Source organism: Haemophilus sp. THUN1692 (assembly GCF_059704395.1).
Genome location: NZ_AP046579.1, coordinates 1,903,132 through 1,925,842 on the forward strand (window position 1 = coordinate 1,903,132; position 22,711 = coordinate 1,925,842).

Annotated in this window: 25 protein-coding genes, 1 tRNA gene and 1 pseudogene; 19 read left to right on the plus strand and 8 right to left on the minus strand. The window is 39.6% G+C overall.

The window, feature by feature from the left end; all coding sequences use genetic code 11:
• Window positions 1-9: 9 nt before the first annotated feature.
• The 19 genes and pseudogenes from AC6H0A_RS09785 to AC6H0A_RS09875 all read left to right on the plus strand — a co-directional run bounded on the left by AC6H0A_RS09785 (window position 10) and on the right by AC6H0A_RS09875 (window position 13,829).
• On the plus strand, window positions 10-1,200 hold the full coding sequence (locus tag AC6H0A_RS09785; RefSeq protein ID WP_005641214.1) for a phage major capsid protein: 1,191 nt from the start codon (window positions 10-12) through the stop codon (window positions 1,198-1,200).
• Between the two features lie 44 nt (window positions 1,201-1,244).
• Window positions 1,245-1,811: an HK97 family phage prohead protease gene (locus AC6H0A_RS09790; protein ID WP_005641216.1), complete on the plus strand. Its 567-nt coding sequence runs from the start codon at window positions 1,245-1,247 to the stop codon at window positions 1,809-1,811.
• Window position 1,812: 1 nt separating this feature from the next.
• A pseudogene (locus AC6H0A_RS09795) lies at window positions 1,813-3,046 on the plus strand (phage portal protein).
• Window positions 3,030-3,386, plus strand: a complete 357-nt coding sequence (locus tag AC6H0A_RS09800; protein WP_179230753.1) for a phage head closure protein — start codon at window positions 3,030-3,032, stop codon at window positions 3,384-3,386. Before AC6H0A_RS09795 ends, AC6H0A_RS09800 begins: the two are co-directional and overlap by 17 nt.
• Window positions 3,373-3,687 carry a head-tail connector protein gene (locus AC6H0A_RS09805; RefSeq protein ID WP_005641222.1) on the plus strand — a complete coding sequence of 105 codons (315 nt, stop codon included), beginning with the start codon at window positions 3,373-3,375 and terminating at the stop codon, window positions 3,685-3,687. The genes AC6H0A_RS09800 and AC6H0A_RS09805 overlap by 14 nt, the downstream gene beginning before the upstream one ends.
• A 16-nt stretch (window positions 3,688-3,703) precedes the next feature.
• Complete coding sequence (locus tag AC6H0A_RS09810) at window positions 3,704-4,060, plus strand: HNH endonuclease signature motif containing protein (protein ID WP_044232607.1); 357 nt, start codon at window positions 3,704-3,706, stop codon at window positions 4,058-4,060.
• A gap of 444 nt (window positions 4,061-4,504) precedes the next feature.
• Window positions 4,505-4,879, plus strand: coding sequence for a phage terminase small subunit P27 family (locus AC6H0A_RS09815; protein WP_005626376.1), 375 nt, complete (start codon window positions 4,505-4,507; stop codon window positions 4,877-4,879).
• A gap of 7 nt (window positions 4,880-4,886) precedes the next feature.
• Window positions 4,887-6,554, plus strand: a complete 1,668-nt coding sequence (locus AC6H0A_RS09820) for a terminase large subunit (protein ID WP_179230754.1) — start codon at window positions 4,887-4,889, stop codon at window positions 6,552-6,554.
• A 10-nt stretch (window positions 6,555-6,564) separates the two neighbouring features.
• On the plus strand, window positions 6,565-7,020 hold the full coding sequence (locus AC6H0A_RS09825) for an HK97-gp10 family putative phage morphogenesis protein (RefSeq protein WP_005641228.1): 456 nt from the start codon (window positions 6,565-6,567) through the stop codon (window positions 7,018-7,020).
• A gap of 196 nt (window positions 7,021-7,216) precedes the next feature.
• The gene (locus AC6H0A_RS09830) at window positions 7,217-7,519 is read left to right on the plus strand and encodes a hypothetical protein (RefSeq protein ID WP_497512631.1); all 303 of its coding nucleotides are present in this window, start codon (window positions 7,217-7,219) and stop codon (window positions 7,517-7,519) included.
• Between the two features lie 101 nt (window positions 7,520-7,620).
• On the plus strand, window positions 7,621-8,487 hold the full coding sequence (locus AC6H0A_RS09835; protein WP_497512632.1) for a hypothetical protein: 867 nt from the start codon (window positions 7,621-7,623) through the stop codon (window positions 8,485-8,487).
• A 146-nt stretch (window positions 8,488-8,633) separates the two neighbouring features.
• Window positions 8,634-8,855, plus strand: a complete 222-nt coding sequence (locus tag AC6H0A_RS09840) for a helix-turn-helix transcriptional regulator (protein WP_497512633.1) — start codon at window positions 8,634-8,636, stop codon at window positions 8,853-8,855.
• A 94-nt stretch (window positions 8,856-8,949) separates the two neighbouring features.
• Entirely contained in the window at window positions 8,950-10,410 is a 1,461-nt protein-coding gene (locus AC6H0A_RS09845) for a host cell division inhibitor Icd-like protein (protein ID WP_497512634.1), read from the plus strand.
• On the plus strand, window positions 10,403-10,774 hold the full coding sequence (locus AC6H0A_RS09850) for a hypothetical protein (RefSeq protein WP_005656483.1): 372 nt from the start codon (window positions 10,403-10,405) through the stop codon (window positions 10,772-10,774). The genes AC6H0A_RS09845 and AC6H0A_RS09850 overlap by 8 nt, the downstream gene beginning before the upstream one ends.
• On the plus strand, window positions 10,764-10,964 hold the full coding sequence (locus AC6H0A_RS09855; RefSeq protein ID WP_065264681.1) for a hypothetical protein: 201 nt from the start codon (window positions 10,764-10,766) through the stop codon (window positions 10,962-10,964). The genes AC6H0A_RS09850 and AC6H0A_RS09855 overlap by 11 nt, the downstream gene beginning before the upstream one ends.
• Complete coding sequence (locus AC6H0A_RS09860) at window positions 10,954-11,160, plus strand: hypothetical protein (RefSeq protein WP_065264680.1); 207 nt, start codon at window positions 10,954-10,956, stop codon at window positions 11,158-11,160. Before AC6H0A_RS09855 ends, AC6H0A_RS09860 begins: the two co-directional genes overlap by 11 nt.
• Entirely contained in the window at window positions 11,147-11,680 is a 534-nt protein-coding gene (locus AC6H0A_RS09865; RefSeq protein WP_497512635.1) for a hypothetical protein, read from the plus strand. Before AC6H0A_RS09860 ends, AC6H0A_RS09865 begins: the two co-directional genes overlap by 14 nt.
• The gene (locus AC6H0A_RS09870) at window positions 11,680-12,072 is read left to right on the plus strand and encodes a hypothetical protein (protein WP_497512636.1); all 393 of its coding nucleotides are present in this window, start codon (window positions 11,680-11,682) and stop codon (window positions 12,070-12,072) included. Before AC6H0A_RS09865 ends, AC6H0A_RS09870 begins: the two co-directional genes overlap by 1 nt.
• Window positions 12,060-13,829, plus strand: a complete 1,770-nt coding sequence (locus AC6H0A_RS09875; RefSeq protein ID WP_497512637.1) for a DNA primase family protein — start codon at window positions 12,060-12,062, stop codon at window positions 13,827-13,829. The genes AC6H0A_RS09870 and AC6H0A_RS09875 overlap by 13 nt, the downstream gene beginning before the upstream one ends.
• Before the next feature lie 171 nt (window positions 13,830-14,000).
• On the opposite strand, the gene AC6H0A_RS09880 is transcribed toward AC6H0A_RS09875, so the two are convergent.
• The 8 genes from AC6H0A_RS09880 to AC6H0A_RS09915 all read right to left on the minus strand — a co-directional run bounded on the left by AC6H0A_RS09880 (window position 14,001) and on the right by AC6H0A_RS09915 (window position 22,629).
• The gene (locus AC6H0A_RS09880; protein WP_497512638.1) at window positions 14,001-15,227 is read right to left on the minus strand and encodes a tyrosine-type recombinase/integrase; all 1,227 of its coding nucleotides are present in this window, start codon (window positions 15,225-15,227) and stop codon (window positions 14,001-14,003) included.
• Window positions 15,228-15,414: 187 nt separating this feature from the next.
• Window positions 15,415-15,500, minus strand: a tRNA-Leu gene (locus AC6H0A_RS09885).
• A gap of 24 nt (window positions 15,501-15,524) precedes the next feature.
• Complete coding sequence (secG, locus tag AC6H0A_RS09890; protein WP_005641246.1) at window positions 15,525-15,866, minus strand: preprotein translocase subunit SecG; 342 nt, start codon at window positions 15,864-15,866, stop codon at window positions 15,525-15,527.
• A 109-nt stretch (window positions 15,867-15,975) separates the two neighbouring features.
• Window positions 15,976-17,931 (minus strand): DNA topoisomerase III, encoded by a 1,956-nt coding sequence (locus AC6H0A_RS09895; protein WP_005641248.1) that lies wholly within the window; start codon window positions 17,929-17,931, stop codon window positions 15,976-15,978.
• A 15-nt stretch (window positions 17,932-17,946) separates the two neighbouring features.
• Window positions 17,947-18,549, minus strand: coding sequence for a recombination mediator RecR (recR, locus tag AC6H0A_RS09900; protein ID WP_005641249.1), 603 nt, complete (start codon window positions 18,547-18,549; stop codon window positions 17,947-17,949).
• A gap of 62 nt (window positions 18,550-18,611) precedes the next feature.
• The gene (locus AC6H0A_RS09905; RefSeq protein WP_005641251.1) at window positions 18,612-18,941 is read right to left on the minus strand and encodes a YbaB/EbfC family nucleoid-associated protein; all 330 of its coding nucleotides are present in this window, start codon (window positions 18,939-18,941) and stop codon (window positions 18,612-18,614) included.
• 168 nt (window positions 18,942-19,109) lie between these two features.
• The gene (locus AC6H0A_RS09910) at window positions 19,110-19,955 is read right to left on the minus strand and encodes a 23S rRNA (adenine(2030)-N(6))-methyltransferase RlmJ (protein WP_005641253.1); all 846 of its coding nucleotides are present in this window, start codon (window positions 19,953-19,955) and stop codon (window positions 19,110-19,112) included.
• 73 nt (window positions 19,956-20,028) lie between these two features.
• Window positions 20,029-22,629, minus strand: a complete 2,601-nt coding sequence (locus tag AC6H0A_RS09915; protein WP_179230760.1) for a penicillin-binding protein 1A — start codon at window positions 22,627-22,629, stop codon at window positions 20,029-20,031.
• Between the last annotated feature and the right edge of the window lie 82 nt (window positions 22,630-22,711).

Consider the following 22,711-nt stretch of genomic DNA (forward strand, 5'->3'; position numbering starts at 1 on the left):
GGAAAACTTATGTTTAAAAAATTAATTGAGTTACGCCAACAAAAGGCAGAAAAAGTCGCAGAAATGCGTGCAATGCTTGATAAAGCAGAAAAAGAAAATCGTTCATTGGATGAAACTGAATCAGTAGATTTTGATAAATCGAAAGATTTAGTGAAACAATTGAGTGATGAGATCAGTAAATACGAAACCGTAGCAGATGAAGAACGTAATCTTGGTTCGCAATCTAACCCATTAGAAACTCGCAGCACGAAACAATTTTCAAATGATGAATTGCGCCATTACATTAAAACCGGTGAACTTCGCAATTTAACGACAGCTAACGGTGAAGATGGCGGCTATTCAGTTATCCCGCAATTAGACAAAGAGGTCATGAAACGCTTAACAGATGATAGCGTCATGCGCCAGCTTTGTAATGTCGTTCGCTTACCTATCGGTGCGAAAGAATACAAAAAATTAGTATCGGCTGGCGGTGCAACCGTTGAGCATGGCACAGAGGGCACAGCACGCAACGGCACAGCAACCCCGAAACTTCACGAAGTAACCATTGCTTTGAATTCAATCTATGCTTATCCGAAAACCACTCAAGAGATTTTGGACTTCTCAAGCATTGATGTTTTAGGTTGGCTTACTGATGAAATCACTGAGACCTTCACTGAAACAGAAGAAGTAGATTTAACCTCTGGTGATGGTAACAAAAAATCAAAAGGTTTATTGACCTACGAACGCACAACTGAAAACGATAAAGTGCGCCCATTCGGCAAACTTCAAAAAATCGAAGTGGCAGGTGCGGCAAAAATTGAGGCAGACACTTTAATCGATGCGTTCTATACCCTTCACAGTAAATACCGCAAGAATGCCGTATGGGTGATGTCATCAACCATTGCAGCAGCATTACAAAAACTCAAAAACAAAAATGGCGATTACATTTGGCGCGATGGTTTAACAACCGATGCACCTGCTACATTATTAGGCCGTCCAGTTTACTTCTTAGAGACAATGCCGACAGGTGGTGCAAATCAAGCAGTGATTGCCTTTGGTGATTTCAAACGTGGTTATTTCATTGTCGATCATGAAACAGGCGTGCGAACTCGACCAGACAACTTAACCGAGCCAGGATTTTATAAAGTTCACACCGATAAATATTTGGGTGGTGGCGTGGTAGATTCCAACGCAATTAAAGTGATTGAGACAACGGCATAAATCATAGAGGGGCGAAAGCCCCTTTTTTGCTTAATAGGTGAAAAATGAAGAAAGAATTTGAAATCCGCTCTGCAACCATTGCTACCGATGAAGAGAATCAAAAGCTCGTTGGTTATGCGGTCAAATGGAACAGTCCTTCACAAGTGCTTTACTGTGATTTTGTAGAATCCTTTGCGCCTAAAGCATTCAGTGAAAGTTTAGCCAGTGGCGAAGATGTTCGTGCACTCTTTGAACACGACTACACCAAGTTACTCGGTCGCACTAGTGCGGGAACATTAAAACTAGAAGAAGATTCAATCGGCTTACGTTTTGAACTCACGCCGCCCAATACAACGATTGGGAAAGATTTATTGGTGAGTGTCTCGCGCGGTGATATTACAGGCATGTCCTTTGGATTTAGAGCCAGTCAAGAAGAATGGGATTTTGATGCAGAGCCTTGCCAACGAACCGTACAAAAAGCCGAACTCTTTGAAGTTACCGTAACAAGCATTCCCGCCTATCCTGAAAGTAGCGTAGAAATTGCTAAGCGTTCGATGGTCGCGGCCAAAGAAAAAACACAAGAACACTCTACCGCACTTTTGAAACAGTGGCTTGATGTGATGGAGGCTTAATATGTGGAATCCTTTTAGACGAAAAGAGCAACGCAGCGAGCCAACTACGATTGAAGAGCTTTTATCTTACATGGGCGTAAACAATACAGGTGCGGGCGAATTTGTCAGTCCACAAACTGCAGAATCGTTACCTGCCGTGATGAATGCTGTTACCGTCATTTCAGAGGCGGTCGCATCAATGCCTTGTTATCTTATACGCACTAAAAGAAGATGGCCGAGAAAGAATCTATCGTCATCCTGTTGAATATCTTCTCAATGAAATGCCAAACCGCAGCCAAACACCGTATCAATTCAAAAATACGATGATGCGCCATTGTTTGCTAAATGGTAACGCTTATGCCGTGATTGAGTGGAATAACAAAGGCGAACCAATAAGCCTTACTCCCTATCAACCAAGTGCGGTAAATATCTTCCGTAAAGTAACTGGTGAATATATTTATCAAATCACAGACTTAAACGGGGTAACAAAAAACTATCTTCAAGATGAGATTTTGCATTTACGCCATAGTTCTGTTGATGGATTTATGGGGCGTTCCCCGATAACAGTTTGCCGTGAAACGGTCGGATTAGGTTTAGCCCAACAACGCCATGGCGCAGCCATTATGAAAAACGGATTGATGGCAAGCGGGCTTATTTCAACGGCTGAATGGTTAGATGATGCAAAAGCACAGAAAGCCGTCAAAGCCCTAGAACGTTACAAGGGTGCGAAGAATGCAGGTAAAACCCCTATTCTTGAAGGCTCAATGGAATATAAACAATTAGGCATGACAAACCAAGATGCAGAATGGTTAGCCAGTCGCACGTTCACCATTTCCGATATAGCCCGAATCTACAATATTAGCCCGATTTTCTTACAAGATTATTCAAATAGTAGCTATGCGAATTTCAGTGAGGCAAGCCGCGCATTTCTTTCTCAAACCTTGCGCCCTTGGCTTACTAACTTTGAGCAACAACTCAAAGATGCCTTAATGATTGATTTAGGTAGCAACAGCAAGAAACGTTACTTAATCGAATTTGATACAAGCGACTTATTGCGCACCAGTCAAAGCGAACGTTTCAGTAGCTATGATGTAGCAATCAAAGCGGGTGTAATGTCTCCAAATGAAGTTCGTAGACGTGAAGGTTTACCGCCTTATGAAGGTGGGAATGAATTTAGTCAGGCTTGGAAACAAACCGTAGAAGTTAAACATGGTGATGAACAAGAACAGGGGGCAAGCAATGGCAGTGATGCTTAAAGCGGGGAAATATAACAAGGTCATCACCATTGAGGCGAGAAACTATCCCCGAGAGCGAGAAACCAATCTACACGGTGAACACAAAGCATTTTGGAAACATATTGCGACCGTTCGCGCCAGTGTAGAGCCATTGCAAGGGCGAGAGTATTTTAGTGGCCCGTTTCAAATGGGTGAAAGCATCATCCGCATTCGCATTCGCTACATTGAGGGCATTACAAACAAAATGCGGATTAAATACGGTAAACGACTATTTGATATTTATTCAGTGATAGACAGTATGGAATCACACCGAGAATTGCAGTTAATGTGTAAAGAGGGCGAGGCTTATGGCGAATATTAATTTAACCCTAGATGACATCAAAGCGCATTTAAATCTTGATCATGCTTTAGATGATGACTTACTCGAAACCTATAAGGTCGCTACATTGGAAGTATGCCAAAAGCATATTGGCAAAACCTTTGGTGATGAGGAAACAGAAAATACAGTTCCGTTTACGCCATCAATTAAAGTCGGCTGCTTAATGTATATCGCCTACCTCTACACAAACCGTGAGGCTATAACAGACTTAGCCAATCTTAAACAAGCACCCATGACGATTTCCGCATTATGGGAAGTCTATAGAGAGCCTTGCGCTTACTAAGGATTTAGTAACCGATATGCCTTATCAACCGTTAAGACGTTGTAGTTATCCAGGATGTAGAAATAAAGTGAAGTCGGGTAGATGTGAAGAGCATAAGCCAAAGGACAACCGCCCAAACAGCAGCGCACGAGGTTACGATCATAAGTGGAGCAAATACCGAGCACAATACTTAAAGCATCATCCTCTTTGCGTGATGTGCTTAGAGAAAGGTATCTACACGCCCGCTACAGTGATAGACCATATCAAGCCTGTAGAGAATGGACAAGCAGATCCGCTATTTTGGGTTGAATCTAACCATCAATCTTTATGCCGTGATTGCCATAGCTATAAAACACGAGTGATAGACCAACGCGGATTTGGTGCGAAGAAGTAAACCGTTTTGATATCGAAACAATTAAAGCATGTCCATATGTACACAGTTGAGTTGAGTACATAAGTGTACAACTGAATTATGAGCATATGTACACAGTTGAGGTGTTTCGATATCGCAACACCTGAATGATGGTGATATATCCACAGTTGAGTTATGGTCATATGACCATAGTTGAGTTGTGGCCATATGGTAACAACTGAGCTATGGTACTAAGAAATAAAGCTGCCCTCAAAATTGAGGAGAGGTCGTTATAACCTCAACTGTTGCATATGGTAAGCGAAAAAATTCGCCTACCAGCCGACGCAAAATTGCGTTGGTTAAATTTGATTTATATCAAACTTTTACGGGTAGGGGGAGTTTTTAAAAGAAAGTGGCAAGCCTAAAGAACCGCCCGCCCCATTTAATTTTTATGCAAGGTAATTTTTTTGAAAATAAGGAAACACAATGACAGCCAAAAAGAAGAATTTACACACCCCGCCAAGTTTTTTAGATCCGATTGCTAAATCAGTATGGAAAGAGCGCATCCCTCAACTTCTTGAACGTGGCGATATTCAAGATGCAGATTTAATTCACCTTGAGTTATATTGCGTGAACTATTCTCTTTTCCGTGCAGCCGTTGAAGATATTCACAAAAACGGCTTTTCAATCGTCAATAGCCAAGGCACGCAATCAAGAAACCCCGCATTATCCGCGAAAGCCGATGCAGAAAAAGTGATGGTGAAAATGTCCTCACTGTTAGGCTTTGATCCAGTTAGCCGTAGAAAAAATCCTGTTGAAGTTGATTCAACCGATATGATTGATGAAATCCTCACAATGTAGGCTAAATATGGCAATCTGGCACGAATACGCAGAGAAAATTCAATCAGGTGAAATAGTGGCTTGTAAGAAGATAAAACAAGCCGTAGCGCGTTATTTTAACGATTTAAACAACCCCGATTATTTCTTTGATCAAAGTGCGGTAGAAAAATTTATCGCTTTCTCGAAACTATGCCCACACGTTAAAGGACACTTGCGCGGTGAGCCGATTATTCTTTCAGATTGGCAAGTTTTTCTCTTTGCTAACATTCTCGGCTTTAAACGAAAAGATACAGGATTAAGAAAATATCGCTCTGCTTACGTTCAAGTGGCAAGAAAAAATGCAAAATCAACGGTAGCAGCCGTTTTAGCCAATTGGTTTTTGGTGATGGAAGGCGGCCAACAGGATATATATACGGCAGCCGTGAGCCGAGACCAAGCCCGAATCGTTTTTGATGATGCGCGTCAAATGTGCTTACTTTCGCCTTTACTGAAAAAACGCCTTAACATTCAACAGCACAAACTCATCAACCCGAAGAACAACAGTATCATGCGCCCATTGGCCGCTAAATCTTCAACCATTGAAGGCACAAACCCTAGTTTAGCGATTGTTGATGAATACCACCTACACACGGACAACAGCGTCTATAGCGCATTAGAGCTAGGACAAGGCGCACGCCCAGAAGGTTTGCTCTTTGCCATTACAACGGCTGGCAGTAATGTGATTTCCGCTTGCAAACAGCACTATGATTATTGTGCACAAATCCTTGAAGGGAATGAGCAGAACGATAGCTTGTTCGTATTGATTTTTGAATTGGACGAAGAAAGCGAAATCGACAGTCAAGAAAATTGGATAAAAGCCAATCCCAATATTGGTAAATCCATTCCTTACCTTGATTTTGAGAACACTATCAAGAAAGCGAGGGGAATTCCTTCCGAATGGGTGGAAATGCTTACCAAGCGATTTAATGTATGGTGTCAAGGCACAACCCCGTGGCTCGGCGAAGGAAACTGGGCGCAATGCGAACGGCAGTACACTGAAAGCGATTTACTTCACCAAGATTGTTACTTAGGGCTGGATTTATCTAGCACCAATGACTTAACCAGTCTTTGCTATACCTTTCCACAAGGGAAGAAAGTGCGGTTGGTTACTCGGCATTATATCCCCGAATTTCAACTTAATAACGTGGCAAATAAAAACCGTGCAATGTATCGAAACTGGGTGCGTAGTGGCTGGCTGATTGCAACAGAGGGCGACTGTATCGACTATGACAAAATCAGAGATGATATTTTGAAAGATGCACAACGTTTCAATATTAAGATGATTGGCTTTGACGTATGGAATGCAACCCATTTACGCACACAATTACAAGCGGCTGGGCTTGAGGTTGAACCCTTCCCGCAAACCTATCAACGATTTAGCCCAGTGGCGAAAAGTGCAGAAGTATTAATAAATAGACAGATGATAGAACATCATGGCGATCCAGTGCTTACCTGGGCGCTATCCAATGTGGTGATGGAAACCGATGCCAACGCCAACATTAAACCAAACAAGAAGAAAGCCGCAAACAAAATAGACCCAGCCGTAGCCTTTCTGATGTCATTCGGCACTTATCAACTTGAATATGGCGATTTAATTTTCGAACTTTCAGATGAACACAAACACGCATTAGAACAATTTAATGGTATTGATTTATAGGAGGAATAAAATGGGCGACTTTAGTAACGCAATTGAACAATTTAGAATAAAGATTGAAAATCAGTTAATGACAGAACAACCAAAGGCGATCAAAAAAGCATTAAACGCAGCAGCACAAGTATTAAAAGATGAAATTAAGCCTATTGTTCCAACTCTATCCAAGAGTACTGATTTTAGAAAAAAAGGCACGGTAAAAAACAATGTGCGCCACAGAACAAGATTATTTAAAGATAAAAGCGGTGGGGTAACTATTGTGCGCATACGCCGAACTAAAGGCCGCAGAATGGCAAGCGTTCGAGATAACACCAAAGACCGCACCGACCCTTTTTATTGGTTTATGTTAGATCGTGGAACGAAAAAAATGAGCGGTGCACATTTTATGGAAAGAGCATGGGGTAAAGGGAAATCAAGGGCTATTAATACTGCAAAAAAAGTATTCATTAGTGAAATGAAAAAACTAAATTAAAAAAATAAAGCCCGACTAAGCGGGCTTTTTTGCAACAACATCTGACTTACAGGTCAAGTGGCCATCATCTACCACTTTGTTCATTTCTGAACGTTCTTATTATATCTCAAACCAAATAACAAAAAAAACAATCGTAGCTTAACGGATCTAAACTTTGATAAAATATTTTCATGAAAAGCTTAATGGATAACGGCTTATGTTTGATGGTTTACTAATAATATTTTTAGTTTTCTTGTGTTTTCTTATGATTGCAGCATTAGGGTTTTATTCAGTCCCTATATTTATCGCTTTTATTGTATGGTTTTGGTGGATTGAAAAAAAAGCGAGCAAAGAGGCGGAAGAAAAAATGATAATGGAGAAAACCCTTGAGCAAATAGAAGATGAATTTAGGAAAAAACAAGAGGAAAATAAACCGTTCATTAGCGGAACAATAACGCATATTGGAAATGACGGAAAAGAAACTCGATTAGGCAATATCACCATTAATTTAAAGGAATAATTAATCAAATAAAGCGCATCTAGGGTAGCTCCCGAAAGCAAAGCACCTTACTTTGTTGATGCGCTCCTACCAATAAGGATGAATGCGAAAGGGGCATTATTATGGGATTTAATCTAACTAATTTTGATCATATAAATAAGTTTACTTTATTTGACACCCTAAAACTATTAAGAGAAAAATATAAACTAGACTTACCTAATTCCATGTTTATATTATTTGAGAAGGTATTAAATTATGGTAACAATCAAAAAGAAATTAATGTGTACGGGCAGCATGGCGGAAGTTATAGGTTTAAGCTTACTCCAAAATTACACGGAGAGTGGAAAGAGTTAGAAAATTTATATAAATATTTCTGTGACCCAAACACTCCGGGGTGTTGGAGTGATGAATATAAATTTGAAGATTTTGAGATATATCGCTTAGAAACATATTTTTTTGATAAAAAAGAAATATTTTCATTTCTAAACATTAATGACGAAGATGATTCACTAGATAAAAATAAAGAAAATTTAACCACTGAAAAACTTAATATAAATCTATTAAATTTAGAGCAAGCTATAACTGAAAAAGATATAAAAATTAGCCATGACGATTTATTAAAATTATTACCACAAGAGTACTTTAATAAAAGTTCACAGCAGGAAATTAAATCATTACAAGCCCAGCTAAAGAAAAAAGATGAAGAAATAGCGCAATTAAAGCTATCTCTAAATAATTCTTCAATAAAGGCAGATACTGCCTCAAATAACAAGAAGAATGCTTTTATAAAATCTTTACTACAAATTCTTTACGGTGAAGAAGTTGCCAGCAACCCACGCCCGCATATCTATGACCCAAATAGTAGCGAAAAAGGGAAAGACGGTTCAATTCAAAAAAGCTTTGAACTACATGGATTGGATAAATACTTACCTTCAGGAAGAACCCTTAATAACTGGGTAAAAGGCATCGACTTAGACACCTCGAAATAATCAAATTCGGGAAATTACTGGAAATCTCTGGAAATTTCCCGAATTTCTATCACCTCACTTCTACCATATCTCTCCGTAACGTTACGCAACCAACCGAGTTATTGAATAGCTCAATGTTATTAATCAACAATTATAGAGGTTACGGGATGAACGAAGCTCAAAAATTAAATCTGAAATTAAACCCACAACAAAAACTAATCTCTGGTGAAATCGCCTGCAATATTGTTGGCTTTGGTCGCACCAAACTCAATTTGCTTGTAAAAGCCAAGAAATTCCCTCAACCAATCCGCTTTTCACAAAACTTTGTCCGCTGGGATTTAGAGGAAGTGAATCAATGGATTGAAGAACAGAAGGCTGCACGTGCTTAATCATTGGTTAATAGAAAAGAAAAACGCCATAGCAAGGAAGAAGAAACTATGGCGTAACAATTTAGAAACGATTCTAATTTAAGGAGGTAACCATATGGGTGGTTACAAAACTATTTTATCAGAAATCTTTATAAAAAAACCTTTACAAAGTGCGGTGAAATTTGGCATTATTTCCCCGCAGTCGCAAAAAACGATTGCCGAGCCTGCAAACTCGACTTATTTACAATTGGCGCAGAGCACGCCTAAAGCGTGTTTTTTTATGCGTAACATTCGCACACCTAAAGAATTTGCGGATTTTGTTTTTATTCATCAAATCTACAAATCTCTCTCAATGGTAGCGTGTAGCGGCAAAGGTTCGCCCTTTGCTGTGTTCCAATTGTCGCAGTTTTGCAGACCGTTACACGTTACCGCCAAAGCCTGCAAACTTTCCGCGGTAACTCTCAAGTGTTTACAATTGGAGTTACGCAAAATGTATCAATTCATTTTCGCGCTTATTCGCGCACCTCAAATCAAAATCAGACTTCTTGCCGATAATGAACAACAAGCACGCTCACGTTTTACCGATGGCGATACCTTGTTATTTATTGGCAGAATCAACCAAAACCCACTCAAAAACAACCGCACGTTTTCAACTAATGGAAATAATCACAGCTTGCCAGCGTTCCAGAAAGTCGCTATGATTTCCTCGCAATCAGAAAAAGTGATTGCCAGCCGTGGAAAGCTGAATTTATACAAGGCGAACGATAGCACGCCATTTAATCGTGCTTTTTTTGTTCGTAGCGTTTACGCACCTCTCAAAAATAATCTATCTTTTGATAGACTATTCTCAATGGTAGCGCGTAATGGGCAACCCTTAGTGGTTGGCTGCTTTCCTTGTATGGCAGTTTTCCACCCTGTTACGTGCTACCGCCCGACCGTGGAAAGTCTAGCGGTAGTTCCTAAAAATTTATACAAGGACACCGCAGAAATGATTTACAAATTTCTTTGCGTCAATCGCACACAATCGCATTTTAACTTATGCGTCATATCTCTTAATTCCACCACCGAAGAACAGGCACGTTTGAGCCTATCTGCTGATTATCGTTTTATTGCGGTGGTGGCGAGAATCAATCCTCAAAACAACCGCACTTTAGCCGCGCGTTTTCCTCTCTCTGTAAATAATCACAGCTTGCCGAAATGTGAAGATGTAGGTAGTATTGAAAGCACTACAACACAAAACGGCGGAAACCGCAGCCGTTATCAATGCGGATTTTTTATACCCCAAATTCCTTTCTCATACGTTCCCGAAAAATTGGGGGCGTTGTCGCAAGCCGAATTTGTGGCAAGGTCTATACGCCGAAATAAGGCGGAGTTTATCCGCACGAATAAGGCGAGCAATCACCCGTTTAGTGTTGTAGTTGAACCCTTGTCACACCTTACTACAGGTTATGGCAATCTCTTTACTAATAAACTAAACGGAAATCCAACAATGAAAATCTACCCCAAAAATAACCGCACTTTAGCGGCACTTCCTACCCTTTCTGTATCTGCAACACAAGGGGGCGCAAATGTTTAATCAATCAATTTTATCTGCACTACAAGAGATAGCGGAATTTAATGACATTAACAACTACAAGCAAATCCCTGTACCAATAAGCAAGGAAAAATTAACAGACTTGTGCAATGAATCTGAAATGTTATGTGAATCTATCGAATATGGATTGATGCACTTAGGCGACTTAATGCAAACGCTGGGGAACCTTGCCGACACAGAGCAGGATTTTACACGCGAGGCAATGAGTAACGATAACGTGAAACATATCGGGGGATTAATCAAGGCAAATGCCTATCTACTCAATGCGTTAAGAGAAACCGCTAGCTTGAGCGAATATTATCTTGCTGGTGGCTTAGATGGGGAGATTGAAAGAAATGATGATTAAACCGAACCTACCCTATCAATTAATCTTTGTTTATGACGATGGCGACCAATTCATAGCGGGCGAATATGGCACGCTTAGAGAGGCGTTACAGGCAAAAATCAGATGTAAGCACGAAATAGGACAAGCTGATATTTGCGGTCGGGTGTTAGAAGTGATCACGATTTTGAAAGGGGAAGACAATGAAAGCTAAAAAAATCAAAGCATTCAAAGCACCATATACACCGACACCCGAGCAGTTAGAGAAATCTTACAAACGTATTAAACAATTCTTAGCCTTTGCAGAAGATTATCTACACTCTGGACACTACAAAGGACTGGCGGTATCAATCGAACAAATCAAGAAAGCAGCAACAATTAGAAAGGTGGCACAACATGAAACCAAGTAACCCAATGCAACAACTTCAACAATGGAAAGCGAACAACGGAAAAAGTAACAAGCTCAAAAATGAGCTCGTTAAAAGTGCGGTTAAAAGTGCCAACCAAACCAATTCTGGATTGGTTAAAAATACGCAAGGAAACGTAGGTAGCGAGACCAAAAACAAATATCAAGGGAAACTCTACGCTAATCCCTTATCTTTTAAATTCGCCCAGCTGTCACGCCAATTCAAGTTGATTTTAGACAGTAATCGCAAGTGTTTAGAGGTTTATCCTGATGACTTTCATCACAAAATCAAATTTAGAGATGAACTTACTGATTTAGTGGTGAGATTAAAAACAGGCGGAAAGTTATTTAATGAAATGGTTAAGGCGCAAGGTGCAAAACTTAGCTCAAATAACCAAGAAACAATCAGAAACTTTAATCAAGCTAATGACTACTTAATTCATAAGTTCGGTGAAGTTATCGCGCAAATAAACCAACTCAATATTGAACGCATTGAGGGTGATAAATTGCAAGGGGGGAAATAATGAGTAAAACCGCTTTTATTTTAACTGCTGGCTATCATGTTATTGATGATTTATTTATGCTGACTGTTGTCGCAATGCGAGAAACCAAAGGGGATATTTTAAGCCTTCATCGCGCTTATGCTCAACAAGGGAAACTCACGAATATCAGAGCCATTAATTTAAATCATTACACGCTAGAAATTAGCTTAGGCAATGCACGCGCGCCCATTATTCACGCAGAGGGAAAAAGAGAACGTGCCGAGGCTGAGGAGGCGATAGCGCCTTTCAAAACAATCTACCCTACCGCTCAAATTCGAGTGATTCAGTTCAAGGACGCATTTTTATTTAAGCAATGTGCAGGGATTGGATTGGGGATTGATGCGGAGCAAGGAGGCAAACAATGGCTAAATTAATCAATGCACCGCACCTTGCGGATCAAGTTCATGAACCTTACTCTGATATTTTTATTCTTGCTGGGCGTAAAGCCTGGCAAGCGTGGGATAATGGAAAGGGTGAAGAATGGCTCTTGTTATGTTCTTTTATTCACGGATTAGATAGAAATATAAAACCAGTTATTCTTGCTGAAAGCCAGTTAGAGAATATTTCTTCTATCCGCATAGTCAAAGAAGATCAACAATCAGTAAAACTTGTTCAATATGGTGAACTGGCACAAGCTGAAATAACGGCTATTTGCCAAAACTTAGCTAAAAACTCTGATGCGATAGATGTCAAACTTCTTGATGCTGCAGCGCAGACTAAAGAAGATTTAAGTGGTTATATTCAACGCTTACGCAATGATAAAGATACTGCAGATCTCGCAGAGCAATTAGCACCGCCAGAGAAATTAAAAGAAAAAGACGGAACGAACAAAAAATCACGAGCCTTTCAAAAGTGGTTAAATTTAGATATGGCACTACAGCGTGGTTGCAGAGAAATCTATGCTTATGATGGTAAAACGTGGAATAAACAAGAAAATGATGACTTGGAAGAGAAGGCAGTTAAATTTCTTGATGAAAATGAATTTAACTATAGCGATTCTACAATAGAGCGGTTAATCAAGACATTAAAAGCCCAATTGCCAAGAATGGGAGAAATGTCTAACGATTTGATAGCCTTTGAGAATGGCGTGTTAAATCGCAATACAATGGAATTTGAATCTCATAATCGGCAAAACTGGCTAATCTCTTGTATTCCTCATAAGTATGATAAGCATGTTACAGATACACCGCACTTTGACAAATGGTTGAGCTTTGTATCTGATGGAAACAAAGAGAAAGCAAGAAACATTCTAGCCGTTTTATATGCGATCTTAACCAATCGTTATAACTGGCAAATGTTCTTTGAAATTACAGGAAAAGGGGGAAGTGGTAAATCTGTGTTTGCCAGTATCGCCACTTTATTGGCTGGTGTAAAAAACACTGCATCAAGTAACTTAGAAAAGTTTGATGATGAACGCGGACTATCTGGGCTTGAAAATAAAACGCTGATTTTATGCCCTGAACAATCAAAATATGCTGGAGACGGCAGCGGTTTAAAATCTATCACTGGCGGGGATACTGTAAGGGTGAGATATAATTATCAAGATCCATTTGATGTAAAAATCACAGCCCTAGTTATGCTGATAAATAATAGACCTTGTTCATTTACAGAGCGTTCTGGTGGAGTTGATCGAAGACGTGTTATTTTTGACTTCAAAAAGATAGTACCAGAAGATGAACGCGATCCGCATTTTATGGATAAAATCACTCTAGAAGTAGGCGGAATTATTCGCAAGGTGTTTGATTCATTCCCTGATCCAAATGATGCGAAAAAGGCTTTAAAAGCACAAATGGAAAGCCAAGAGGCGTTAGAAGTTAAAAAACTATCTGATCCACTTACAGACTTCTTCGGTTATTTCTACACGACAGAGCAAACAGATGGGCTTTTTATTGGTGTTACAAACATGGGATTAGACAAAATAAGAACGCACCTTTACCCAGCCTATTTAGCCTATACAAAGGCGATGAATATCGGTGAATTAGGGCTGAACAACTTTGTAATAGGGGTTGAGCAAGCCTTAAAACAGAATGGCAATAAACATGATTTCATCAAGAGACATACCAAAACTGGACGTAGGACAAATATCCATTTTAAGGATTTTGATAGTTTTCGAAATGAAATGTTTAGTTAAAAATAGCGGGTTAAAACCCGCTTTTTTATTGAGTGTTCACCTTTTGGTGAAGACTTGGTGAAGAGTCAAATGGGTAGTGTTCACCACTTAAAGTATTGATTTACAAATGAAAAACACCAAAGGTGAAGAGGTGAAGACTAAAACCTATAAAAAACTTTTTTAATATACTAATTATAAATTTAAGTTCATTCCGCAAGATTCACAATAATCACCGATAAGTTGCATTATGGGTTTTCTTTCTTCTAAATAATTATATCGATTGTAAGTATTTTCTAAGTCGTCTCCGCCTTCTAATAAATGAGAGAGAATAGTTTCAGATACATTGCGTTCAACTTTATTAGAGGCTAAGAATGTTTTAATAAACGCACGGATGCCGTGAGCAGTTAATTTATCTTTATAGCCGATACGTTTTAGAGCTACATTTACGGTTGCTTTATTCATTGGTTGATTTTTTGATGAGCGGCCAGCAAAAACAAAAGAGCTATTTTCTGAAAACAGTTTCATCACTTCTAAAAGCTGAATTGCTTGTGAAGATAAAGGCACAGTATGCGGTCGTTTTTTATCTGCTTGTCCTTTCATTTTTTCTTTGGGGATATTCCACAACTTGTTATCAAAATCAATTTCTGACCATTCCGCATTTACCGCCTCTTTTGGTCGTAATGCTGTTAAGAATGACCAACAAATTAATAAATAGGTTTTCTTCCCTATACGAGCATTTTCTAAGTCTTGGAATAATTTTGAGAGTTCATCAAGTTTAATAGTGGGATGTGGCGTAGATGATTTTATATAGAAGTTTTTCACGGCCAATCTGCAGTTATGGCTTTCGATGATACCTTTTGTTATTGCATGATCCATAATTGCACCGACAAGCTGGTGTATTTTTTTGAGGGTGTTACTTCTATCTGCTATTTTTTCATAAATGCTAACTAACTCTTTAACTTTTATTTCTGATACATGCTTATCGCCAATATAAGGGAAGATATGATTTTTTAATCGTTCCCAATTCTTTTCTCGTGTTTCTGGATTTTTAGCTTTTTCTTTGTAAATACCATTAAAGTAACTTTCTGCAACAGAATGGAACGTATCTTTTAGGCGGTTTTCATATTCTTGTTGGATGCGGATTTTTTCTTCTTGTGGATCGATACCTTTAGCAAGTAACGCACGATATTCTTCACGTTTAGTACGAGCATCTGCTAACGATAATTCTGGATAACTGCCTAAGGCCATTTTGGTTCTTTTCCCGGTTACTGGTCTAGCGTAGTTAAATCGCCAGCTTTTAGAACCACTAGGTAAGATTAGCAGCAATAAGCCCTCACCATCAGATAGGGTATATTCTTTCTCTTTTGGTTTAGCATTTTTGATTTCAGTCGGAGATAAAGGTTTTACTATTCTGGCCATCTTGTAATTTCACTGATAAGGTTTTAGTAACCATTATAAGTTTTGGTTACTATTTTGGTTACTAAAATTTGCGATTAAAGACAATTAGAGACGATTAGATATGATGGGTGAAAGTGCTATAAACCCTTGTGGAACCTGGATAAAACAAAACCCCGCGATTGGTTTCGCGGGGCTTTGTTTAGTCAAATGGTGCTCTGAGCGAGACTTGAACTCGCACGACCTGTGGTCACTACCCCCTCAAGATAGCGTGTCTACCAATTCCACCACCAGAGCCTTAATTTTTATGCTAATCCTATTTTATTGTGGGATGTCACTATTTTTATTTTCTTTAGCTGGAGCCGCTCGTTGTTGCTGAACTTGCTCTGCAGCTTGTGATAAATCGTCAAAAGCACCTTTTTGAATATTGCCTTTATGTGAATTCATGTTACCTAAAACAAGAGCAATAACAAAAAATGCGGTTGCTAAAATCGCGCTAGTACGTGTTAAAAAGTTACCTGCACCAGCAGAGCCAAACATTGTACCTGATGCGCCACCACCAAAAGATGCGCCAGCGCTTGCTCCTTTACCTTGTTGAACGAGAATAAACCCGATCAAGGCAATCGCGACAACAACATAAATAAATAAAAGAACTTGATACATTTTTTCTCTCTAAGTTTGCAATTTTGCAAGAAAACTGGTCGTGAATGTTATAGAAAATTCAATTTTCTCGCAAGTGCTTTGCATAAAAAAAATATTAATTGGTTTAACTTTAATCAGTTTGACCGTTTGATTTACTCGATTTTTTTACCGCACTTTTAGGTTTTGTTCTATCGGATTTAATCATTTTAATGCGGCTTAATTGTCTTAATGCATTAAGATCTACAAAACGGACTAAATCAGGCAACATTTGATTCAAGTTATGCATAAATTGTTGATAAGTTGCTTGTTTTTGACTAATATTTGTGAGTTGCGATTCCCAATGAGCCGTCATATCTGGTTGGGTGGCAATATCTGGTAATGCCTGAATTAAAATTCTTCCAGTTTCTGTGCTATGAATATTTCGCCCTTTTTTCGTTAAAAAACCGCGTTTAAAAAGTAATTCAATGATGCCAGCTCGAGTAGCCTCTGTGCCCAACCCATCCGTTTCTCGCAGAATTTTTTTAAGTTCTTTATCCTGTACAAATCGTGCAATCCCCGTCATTGCTGAAAGCAAAGTTGCATCTGTAAAAGGCTTGGGGGGCTGAGTTTTTTTACTTATGACTTCTCCGCGTTCACAATGCAAAATTTGTCCTTTCTTTACTATTGGTAATAAGGGTTCTTGATTTTCTGTGTCGTCTTCTTTGCCTAACAATTCTTTCCACCCAGCCGTTTGTAAATTTCGCGCTTGAGCTATAAAAGTACCGCCGGCGATATTTAATGTGATTTTGCTTTTACGATATTCTGCGTCAGGACAAAATTGCATTAAATATTGGCGAGCGATAAGGCTGTAAATATCACGTTCTTCTTGTGTTAGATTTACTGGGCGATTTTTGGCAGTCGGAATAATTGCATGGTGAGCCTCTACTTTTTTATCATTCCAACAGCGATTTCTCTGTTCAGTTGAAATGACATTTGGTAAGACTTGATAAGCTTCACAATGGATTGAAATTGCATTTAATACGTTATGGCGTTCTGAAAAATGTTCTTCGGGCAAATAGCGACAATCAGAACGCGGATAAGTAATCAAACGATGAGTTTCATATAGGCGTTGGCACGTATCTAATACGGCTTGAGCGGACATGCCGAATCGCTTTGCTGCATCAATTTGTAACGCAGAAAGAGAATAAGGCAAGGGGGCCGTTTCTTTTTCACGAACGTCTTTATATTCGGTTACTTCCGCAGGTTGATTTGTAATACGTTTTACAACGTTTTCTGCTAAGCCTTTAGAAAGCACTCTGCCATCATCATCTTGATAATCTTCACAAGCTTTGCTAGGTTGCCATAAGGCACTGAAAAGTGCGGTTGATTTCTCCTGAGTTTTTTCTTCTTTATTCTCTGGATTAATCCAAGCTAGTACTTCAAAGAAATCTTTCGGTTGGAAATGTTCAATTTCCAAATCTCGGCGCACAATTAAACCTAGCACTGGGGTTTGTACTCGCCCAACAGAAAGCACGCCATCATAGCCAGTTTGTCTGCCACGAATGGTATAGGCTCTCGTCATATTGATGCCATAAAGCCAATCGGCGCGGGCTCGTGCGAGAGCTGAGGTGGCAAGAGGAATAAAATTACGGTTGGGTTGTAATTTTTTTACCGCTTTTTCTACCGCACTTGGATTCAGGTCGCTAATCAAGCAGCGTAAAATTTTATCGTGTTTTTCGGTAGATAAATTAGCATAACTGAACACTTCATCTACAAGTAATTGTCCTTCTCTATCAGGGTCTCCTGCGTTAACAAGTGTATCGGCTTGATGGATCAGTTTTTCTACCACAGAAAGTTGTTTTTTTACTTCTTTTCGCGGTAAAAGTTGCCATTTTACAGGAATGATAGGGAGATGTTCTAAACGCCATTGTTTGAATTTAGGATCATAGGCATCGGGTTCTGCTTGCTCAAGCAGATGCCCTACACACCAAGTTACCACATCATTATCGCCACATTTAATAAAACCATCACCGCGTTGATGGGGCTTTGGAAGCACGTCAGCAATAGCGCGAGCTAAGCTTGGTTTTTCGGCGATAAATAAACGCATAATGGTATGAGAAGATTAGTCGATTTGACGACGACCAAGAAAAGAGTGAGTAAGCGTTGTGCCGTCCACAGTTTCTAGTTCACCACCGACAGGAATGCCATGAGCGATACGGCTCACTTTGATATTATGTTGGCGGCACATTTCAGCGATGTAGTTTGCTGTTGCATCACCTTCCACTGTTGGGTTTGTTGCAAGAATCACCTCGTGGAAAGATTCTTCTACTAAGCGTTTTTGCAGTAAATCTAAGCCAATTTCACGAGGCCCAATACCATCAAGTGGTGATAAGTGTCCCATTAAGACAAAATAACGTCCTGAAAATTGCCCCGTTTGCTCAATAGCTTGAATATCTGCTGGCATTTCAACGACACAAAGCAAGCCTGAATTTTGACGGCGTGGATTATTGCAAATGTTGCAAGTGTCTTCTTCCGTAAAGTCTCGACATTGTGAACAATGGCCAATTTTAGACATGGCTTCTGTAAGTGCTTGAGCTAAATTCATTCCACCGCTACGATTACGCTGTAAAAGATGATAAGCCATACGTTGCGCAGATTTAGGCCCTACGCCTGGAAGACAACGTAAGTTTTCAATAAGGTGTTCTAAAAGTGGGCTGCTTTGCATAGTGATTTAATGAGAGGCAAATGAGAGATGACGCGTGAATCTTATCTTCACGCGCCTAACAATTAAAACGGAAACTTCATTCCTGGAGGTAATGGCATTCCAGCGGTAACCGATGCCATTTTTTCTTTTTGTAATTCTTCTGCACGACGCACCGCATCGTTAAAAGCGGCCGCGATTAAATCTTCTAACATTTCTTTATCGTCTTCCATTAAAGACGGATCAATGTCAATGCGACGGCAGTTATGTGCACCATTAATTGTGATTTTCACCAAACCTGCACCAGCTTCACCCGTTACTTCTAGTTGCGTGATTTCTTCCTGCATTTTTTGCATTTTTTCTTGCATTTGTTGGGCTTGTTTCATTAAGCCGCCTAAACCGCCTTTTCCAAACATAATGTTATCCTTTATTAAGTCAAAAATTGCGTGCATTCTAGCGAAAAAATGGGCTTTTGGGAACAGTGGGGTTAATGATTTGGGGTATTTAAAATCTCAGAAAATTTCACCGCACTTTTGAAGTCAAGTGCGGTGAAATTTAGTGGGGTTTAGAATGGGAAGAGACGGTTATTCAGGTGTAATCCATTCGACAGTCCAGCTACCAGTACCTTCTGGAACTAATGTTTTTGTGAGATAAGGCAAAATTTCTTTCATTTGGGTTTCTAATGTCCAAGGTGGATTAATTACCACCATACCGCTTGCCGTCATACCTCGTTGATCGCTATCAGGTCGAACAGCGAGTTCAATTTTTAGAATTTTTCTAATCCCCGTTGCTTCTAAGCCCTTAAAAATACGTTTAGTTTGTTGGCGTAATACAACGGGATACCAAATCGCATAGGTACCAGTGGCAAAACGCTTATAGCCTTCTTCAATGGCTTTGACAACAAGATCATAATCTTCTTTTAATTCATAAGGCGGATCAATTAGCATCAAGCCACGGCGTTCTTTTGGAGGTAGCGTTGCTTTGACTTGTTGAAAGCCATTGTCACATTTTATGGTGACATTTTTGTAGTCACTAAAATTATTGCGAAGGATCTGATAATCGCTAGGATGAAGTTCGGTCAATAGAGCGCGATCTTGTGAGCGCAACAATTCCGCAGCAATTAACGGTGAGCCAGCGTAATAACGTAGTTCTTTGCCACCATAATTGAGTTTTTTGATCATTTTTACATAACGAGCAACATCTTCGGGTAAGTCGGTTTGATCCCACAGACGTCCAATGCCTTCTTTATATTCCCCCGTTTTTTCTGATTCGTTTGAGGATAAACGATAACGACCTACACCAGAGTGCGTATCCAAATAAAAAAAGCCTTTTTCTTTGAGTTTAAGATTTTCCAAAATGAGCATTAAGACGATATGTTTCAAGACATCTGCATAATTGCCCGCATGGAATGAGTGACGATAACTCAGCATAATATATCCTTTGTTTAATAACGAAGGCGAGCCAATTGACTCGCCTGATTATGCACTTAAAGTGCGGTCATTTTTAGAAGAGTTCTTCTGGTTGTGCAGCAGGCGTTGGCGTATTACCTTCATTATTTAAGCGTTGCTGTAACTCTGTAGGAACATAATAACCACGCTCTTGCATTTCCGAAAGATAGGTACGTGTCGGTTCAGTACCTACAATAAAGTATTCTTTTCGTCCACCAGATGGCGAAAGCAATCCAGTCATAGTATCAATACTTTTTTCCATAATTTGGGGTGGTAATGGTAATTTACGTTCTGGTTTGTCGCTCAATGCCGTTTTCATGTAAGCGACCCAAGCAGGCATTGCTGTTTTCGCCCCTGCTTCTCCGCGCCCAAGTACACGTTTGTTATCATCAAACCCGACATAAGTTGTGGTTACTAAGTTTGCACCAAATCCCGCATACCAAGCCACTTTTGAACTGTTGGTGGTACCTGTTTTTCCACCTATATCGCCACGTTTAATCGTTTGTGCGATACGCCAGCTAGTTCCTTTCCAGTCTAAACCTTGTTCGCCATAAATCGCAGTATTTAAGGCGCTGCGGATTAAAAATGCTAACTCGCCACTAATGACACGTGGTGCATATTCTATTTTTGACGAGGCATTTTTTGCTGCTGCCATTAAATCAATTGCATCTTCCTTAAGTGCGGTGACGTTTGACTGTAATTCTGGCAGTTCAGGTACAGTTTCAGGTTGTTGATCAACTTCTTCACCGTTTGTACTGTCATCTGATGGTTTTAAGGCATTTTCGCCTAAAGGAATATTCGCAAAGCCGTTGATTTTGTCTTTCGTTTCACCATAAACAACAGGGATATCATTACACTCAATACAAGCAATTTTAGGGTTTGCAACAAATAAGTCTTTACCCGCGTTATCTTGAATTCTTTCAATGATATAAGGTTCAATGAGGAAACCGCCATTATCAAACACCGCATAAGCTCTAGCCATTTCTAATGGTGTGAAAGAGGCAGCGCCAAGAGCTAAAGCTTCACTTGCAAAATATTGATCACGTTTAAAGCCAAAACGCTGTAAAAATTCTGCTGTGAAATCAATACCTGCTGTTTGGATAGCACGAATAGCAATCATATTTTTGGATTGACCTAATCCTACGCGTAAACGCATTGGACCATCATAACGATCAGGTGAGTTTTTGGGTTGCCACAATTTTTGTCCTGGTTTTTGAATAGAAATTGGGCTGTCTTGTAATACGCTAGAAAGCGTTAAGCCTTTTTCTAATGCTGCAGCGTAAATAAATGGTTTGATAGAAGAACCCACTTGAACTAAGGATTGTGTCGCACGGTTGAACTTACTTTGTTCATAGCTAAAGCCACCAACAATAGCTTCAATCGCACCATTATCTGAGTTAAGCGATACTAATGCTGAGTTGGCTGCAGGAATTTGTCCTAATTGCCATTCACCATTAGTGCGTTGACGAATCCAAATTTGCTCACCTACTTTTACAGGATTGCTTCTGCCAGTCCAACGCATTGCATTAGTGGAGAGCGTCATTTTTTCACCAGATGCTAATAATAGATCCGCGCCACCTTTTGTTATTCCAACCACGGCGGCGGGAATAAATGGCTCAGAATCTGGCAGTTTGCGTAGAAAACCGACAATGCGATCATTATCCCAAGCTGCTTCACTTTTTTGCCATAAAGGTGCACCACCGCGATAACCGTGACGCATATCATAGTCAATCAAGTTATTACGCACAGATTTTTGTGCTTCAGCTTGGTCTTTTGAAAGTACAGTGGTAAATACTTTATAACCACTGGTGTAGGCATTTTCTTCACCAAAACGGCGAACCATTTCTTGGCGTACCATTTCAGTGACATAATCAGCACGAAATTCAAATTTTGCACCATGATAACTGGCGACGATTGGCTCTTTTAATGCTGCATCATATTCTTCTTTGCTGATGTATTTTTCATATAACATTCGGCTTAGCACCACATTACGGCGTTCTTCTGAACGTTTTAAAGAATAAAGTGGGTTCATGGTTGAAGGTGCTTTTGGTAAGCCTGCGATAATGGCCATTTCCGATAACGTTAATTCATTTAATGATTTACCGAAATAGGTTTGTGCAGCAGCCGCAACACCATAAGAACGATAGCCTAAAAAGATTTTATTTAAATAAAGCTCTAAGATTTCTTGTTTAGTGAGGGTATTTTCAATTTCTACCGCAAGCACGGCTTCACGAGCTTTACGAATAATAGTTTTTTCTGGAGTTAAGAAAAAGTTACGTGCTAATTGTTGGGTAATTGTACTTGCGCCTTGTGATGCACCGCCATTACTCACTGTGACAAATAACGCACGGGCAATGCCGATAGGGTCTAATCCGTGATGATCGTAAAAACGACTGTCTTCTGTCGCTAAAAATGCATCAATTAAGCGTTGTGGTACTTCAGCTAATTTCACTGGAATACGTCGTTGCTCACCCACTTCACCAATTAATTTACCATCGGCCGTATAAATCTGCATTGGCTGTTGTAATTCAACGGTTTTTAATGCTTCTACTGAGGGCAATTCTGATTTTAGGTGGAAATACAGCATTCCGCCTGCGACTAAACCTAAAATACATAAAGTTAATAGGGTACTAAATATTAATTTTGCGATCCGCATCGTAAAATTCTCGCTTCATTAATGAATATTCTTGTCAAGAGACCTATGATTTAGCTGCTAAGTATAAAAGATTCAGCCTTTA

Coding starts and splice junctions, on each gene's coding strand:
- AC6H0A_RS09785 (WP_005641214.1), top strand. CDS start 10: ATGTTTAAAAAATTAATTGAGTTACGCCAACAAAAGGCAGAAAAAGTC.
- AC6H0A_RS09790 (WP_005641216.1), top strand. CDS start 1,245: ATGAAGAAAGAATTTGAAATCCGCTCTGCAACCATTGCTACCGATGAA.
- AC6H0A_RS09800 (WP_179230753.1), top strand. CDS start 3,030: ATGGCAGTGATGCTTAAAGCGGGGAAATATAACAAGGTCATCACCATT.
- AC6H0A_RS09805 (WP_005641222.1), top strand. CDS start 3,373: ATGGCGAATATTAATTTAACCCTAGATGACATCAAAGCGCATTTAAAT.
- AC6H0A_RS09810 (WP_044232607.1), top strand. CDS start 3,704: ATGCCTTATCAACCGTTAAGACGTTGTAGTTATCCAGGATGTAGAAAT.
- AC6H0A_RS09815 (WP_005626376.1), top strand. CDS start 4,505: ATGACAGCCAAAAAGAAGAATTTACACACCCCGCCAAGTTTTTTAGAT.
- AC6H0A_RS09820 (WP_179230754.1), top strand. CDS start 4,887: ATGGCAATCTGGCACGAATACGCAGAGAAAATTCAATCAGGTGAAATA.
- AC6H0A_RS09825 (WP_005641228.1), top strand. CDS start 6,565: ATGGGCGACTTTAGTAACGCAATTGAACAATTTAGAATAAAGATTGAA.
- AC6H0A_RS09830 (WP_497512631.1), top strand. CDS start 7,217: ATGTTTGATGGTTTACTAATAATATTTTTAGTTTTCTTGTGTTTTCTT.
- AC6H0A_RS09835 (WP_497512632.1), top strand. CDS start 7,621: ATGGGATTTAATCTAACTAATTTTGATCATATAAATAAGTTTACTTTA.
- AC6H0A_RS09840 (WP_497512633.1), top strand. CDS start 8,634: ATGAACGAAGCTCAAAAATTAAATCTGAAATTAAACCCACAACAAAAA.
- AC6H0A_RS09845 (WP_497512634.1), top strand. CDS start 8,950: ATGGGTGGTTACAAAACTATTTTATCAGAAATCTTTATAAAAAAACCT.
- AC6H0A_RS09850 (WP_005656483.1), top strand. CDS start 10,403: ATGTTTAATCAATCAATTTTATCTGCACTACAAGAGATAGCGGAATTT.
- AC6H0A_RS09855 (WP_065264681.1), top strand. CDS start 10,764: ATGATGATTAAACCGAACCTACCCTATCAATTAATCTTTGTTTATGAC.
- AC6H0A_RS09860 (WP_065264680.1), top strand. CDS start 10,954: ATGAAAGCTAAAAAAATCAAAGCATTCAAAGCACCATATACACCGACA.
- AC6H0A_RS09865 (WP_497512635.1), top strand. CDS start 11,147: ATGAAACCAAGTAACCCAATGCAACAACTTCAACAATGGAAAGCGAAC.
- AC6H0A_RS09870 (WP_497512636.1), top strand. CDS start 11,680: ATGAGTAAAACCGCTTTTATTTTAACTGCTGGCTATCATGTTATTGAT.
- AC6H0A_RS09875 (WP_497512637.1), top strand. CDS start 12,060: ATGGCTAAATTAATCAATGCACCGCACCTTGCGGATCAAGTTCATGAA.
- AC6H0A_RS09880 (WP_497512638.1), bottom strand. CDS start 15,227: ATGGCCAGAATAGTAAAACCTTTATCTCCGACTGAAATCAAAAATGCT.
- secG (WP_005641246.1), bottom strand. CDS start 15,866: ATGTATCAAGTTCTTTTATTTATTTATGTTGTTGTCGCGATTGCCTTG.
- AC6H0A_RS09895 (WP_005641248.1), bottom strand. CDS start 17,931: ATGCGTTTATTTATCGCCGAAAAACCAAGCTTAGCTCGCGCTATTGCT.
- recR (WP_005641249.1), bottom strand. CDS start 18,549: ATGCAAAGCAGCCCACTTTTAGAACACCTTATTGAAAACTTACGTTGT.
- AC6H0A_RS09905 (WP_005641251.1), bottom strand. CDS start 18,941: ATGTTTGGAAAAGGCGGTTTAGGCGGCTTAATGAAACAAGCCCAACAA.
- AC6H0A_RS09910 (WP_005641253.1), bottom strand. CDS start 19,955: ATGCTGAGTTATCGTCACTCATTCCATGCGGGCAATTATGCAGATGTC.
- AC6H0A_RS09915 (WP_179230760.1), bottom strand. CDS start 22,629: ATGCGGATCGCAAAATTAATATTTAGTACCCTATTAACTTTATGTATT.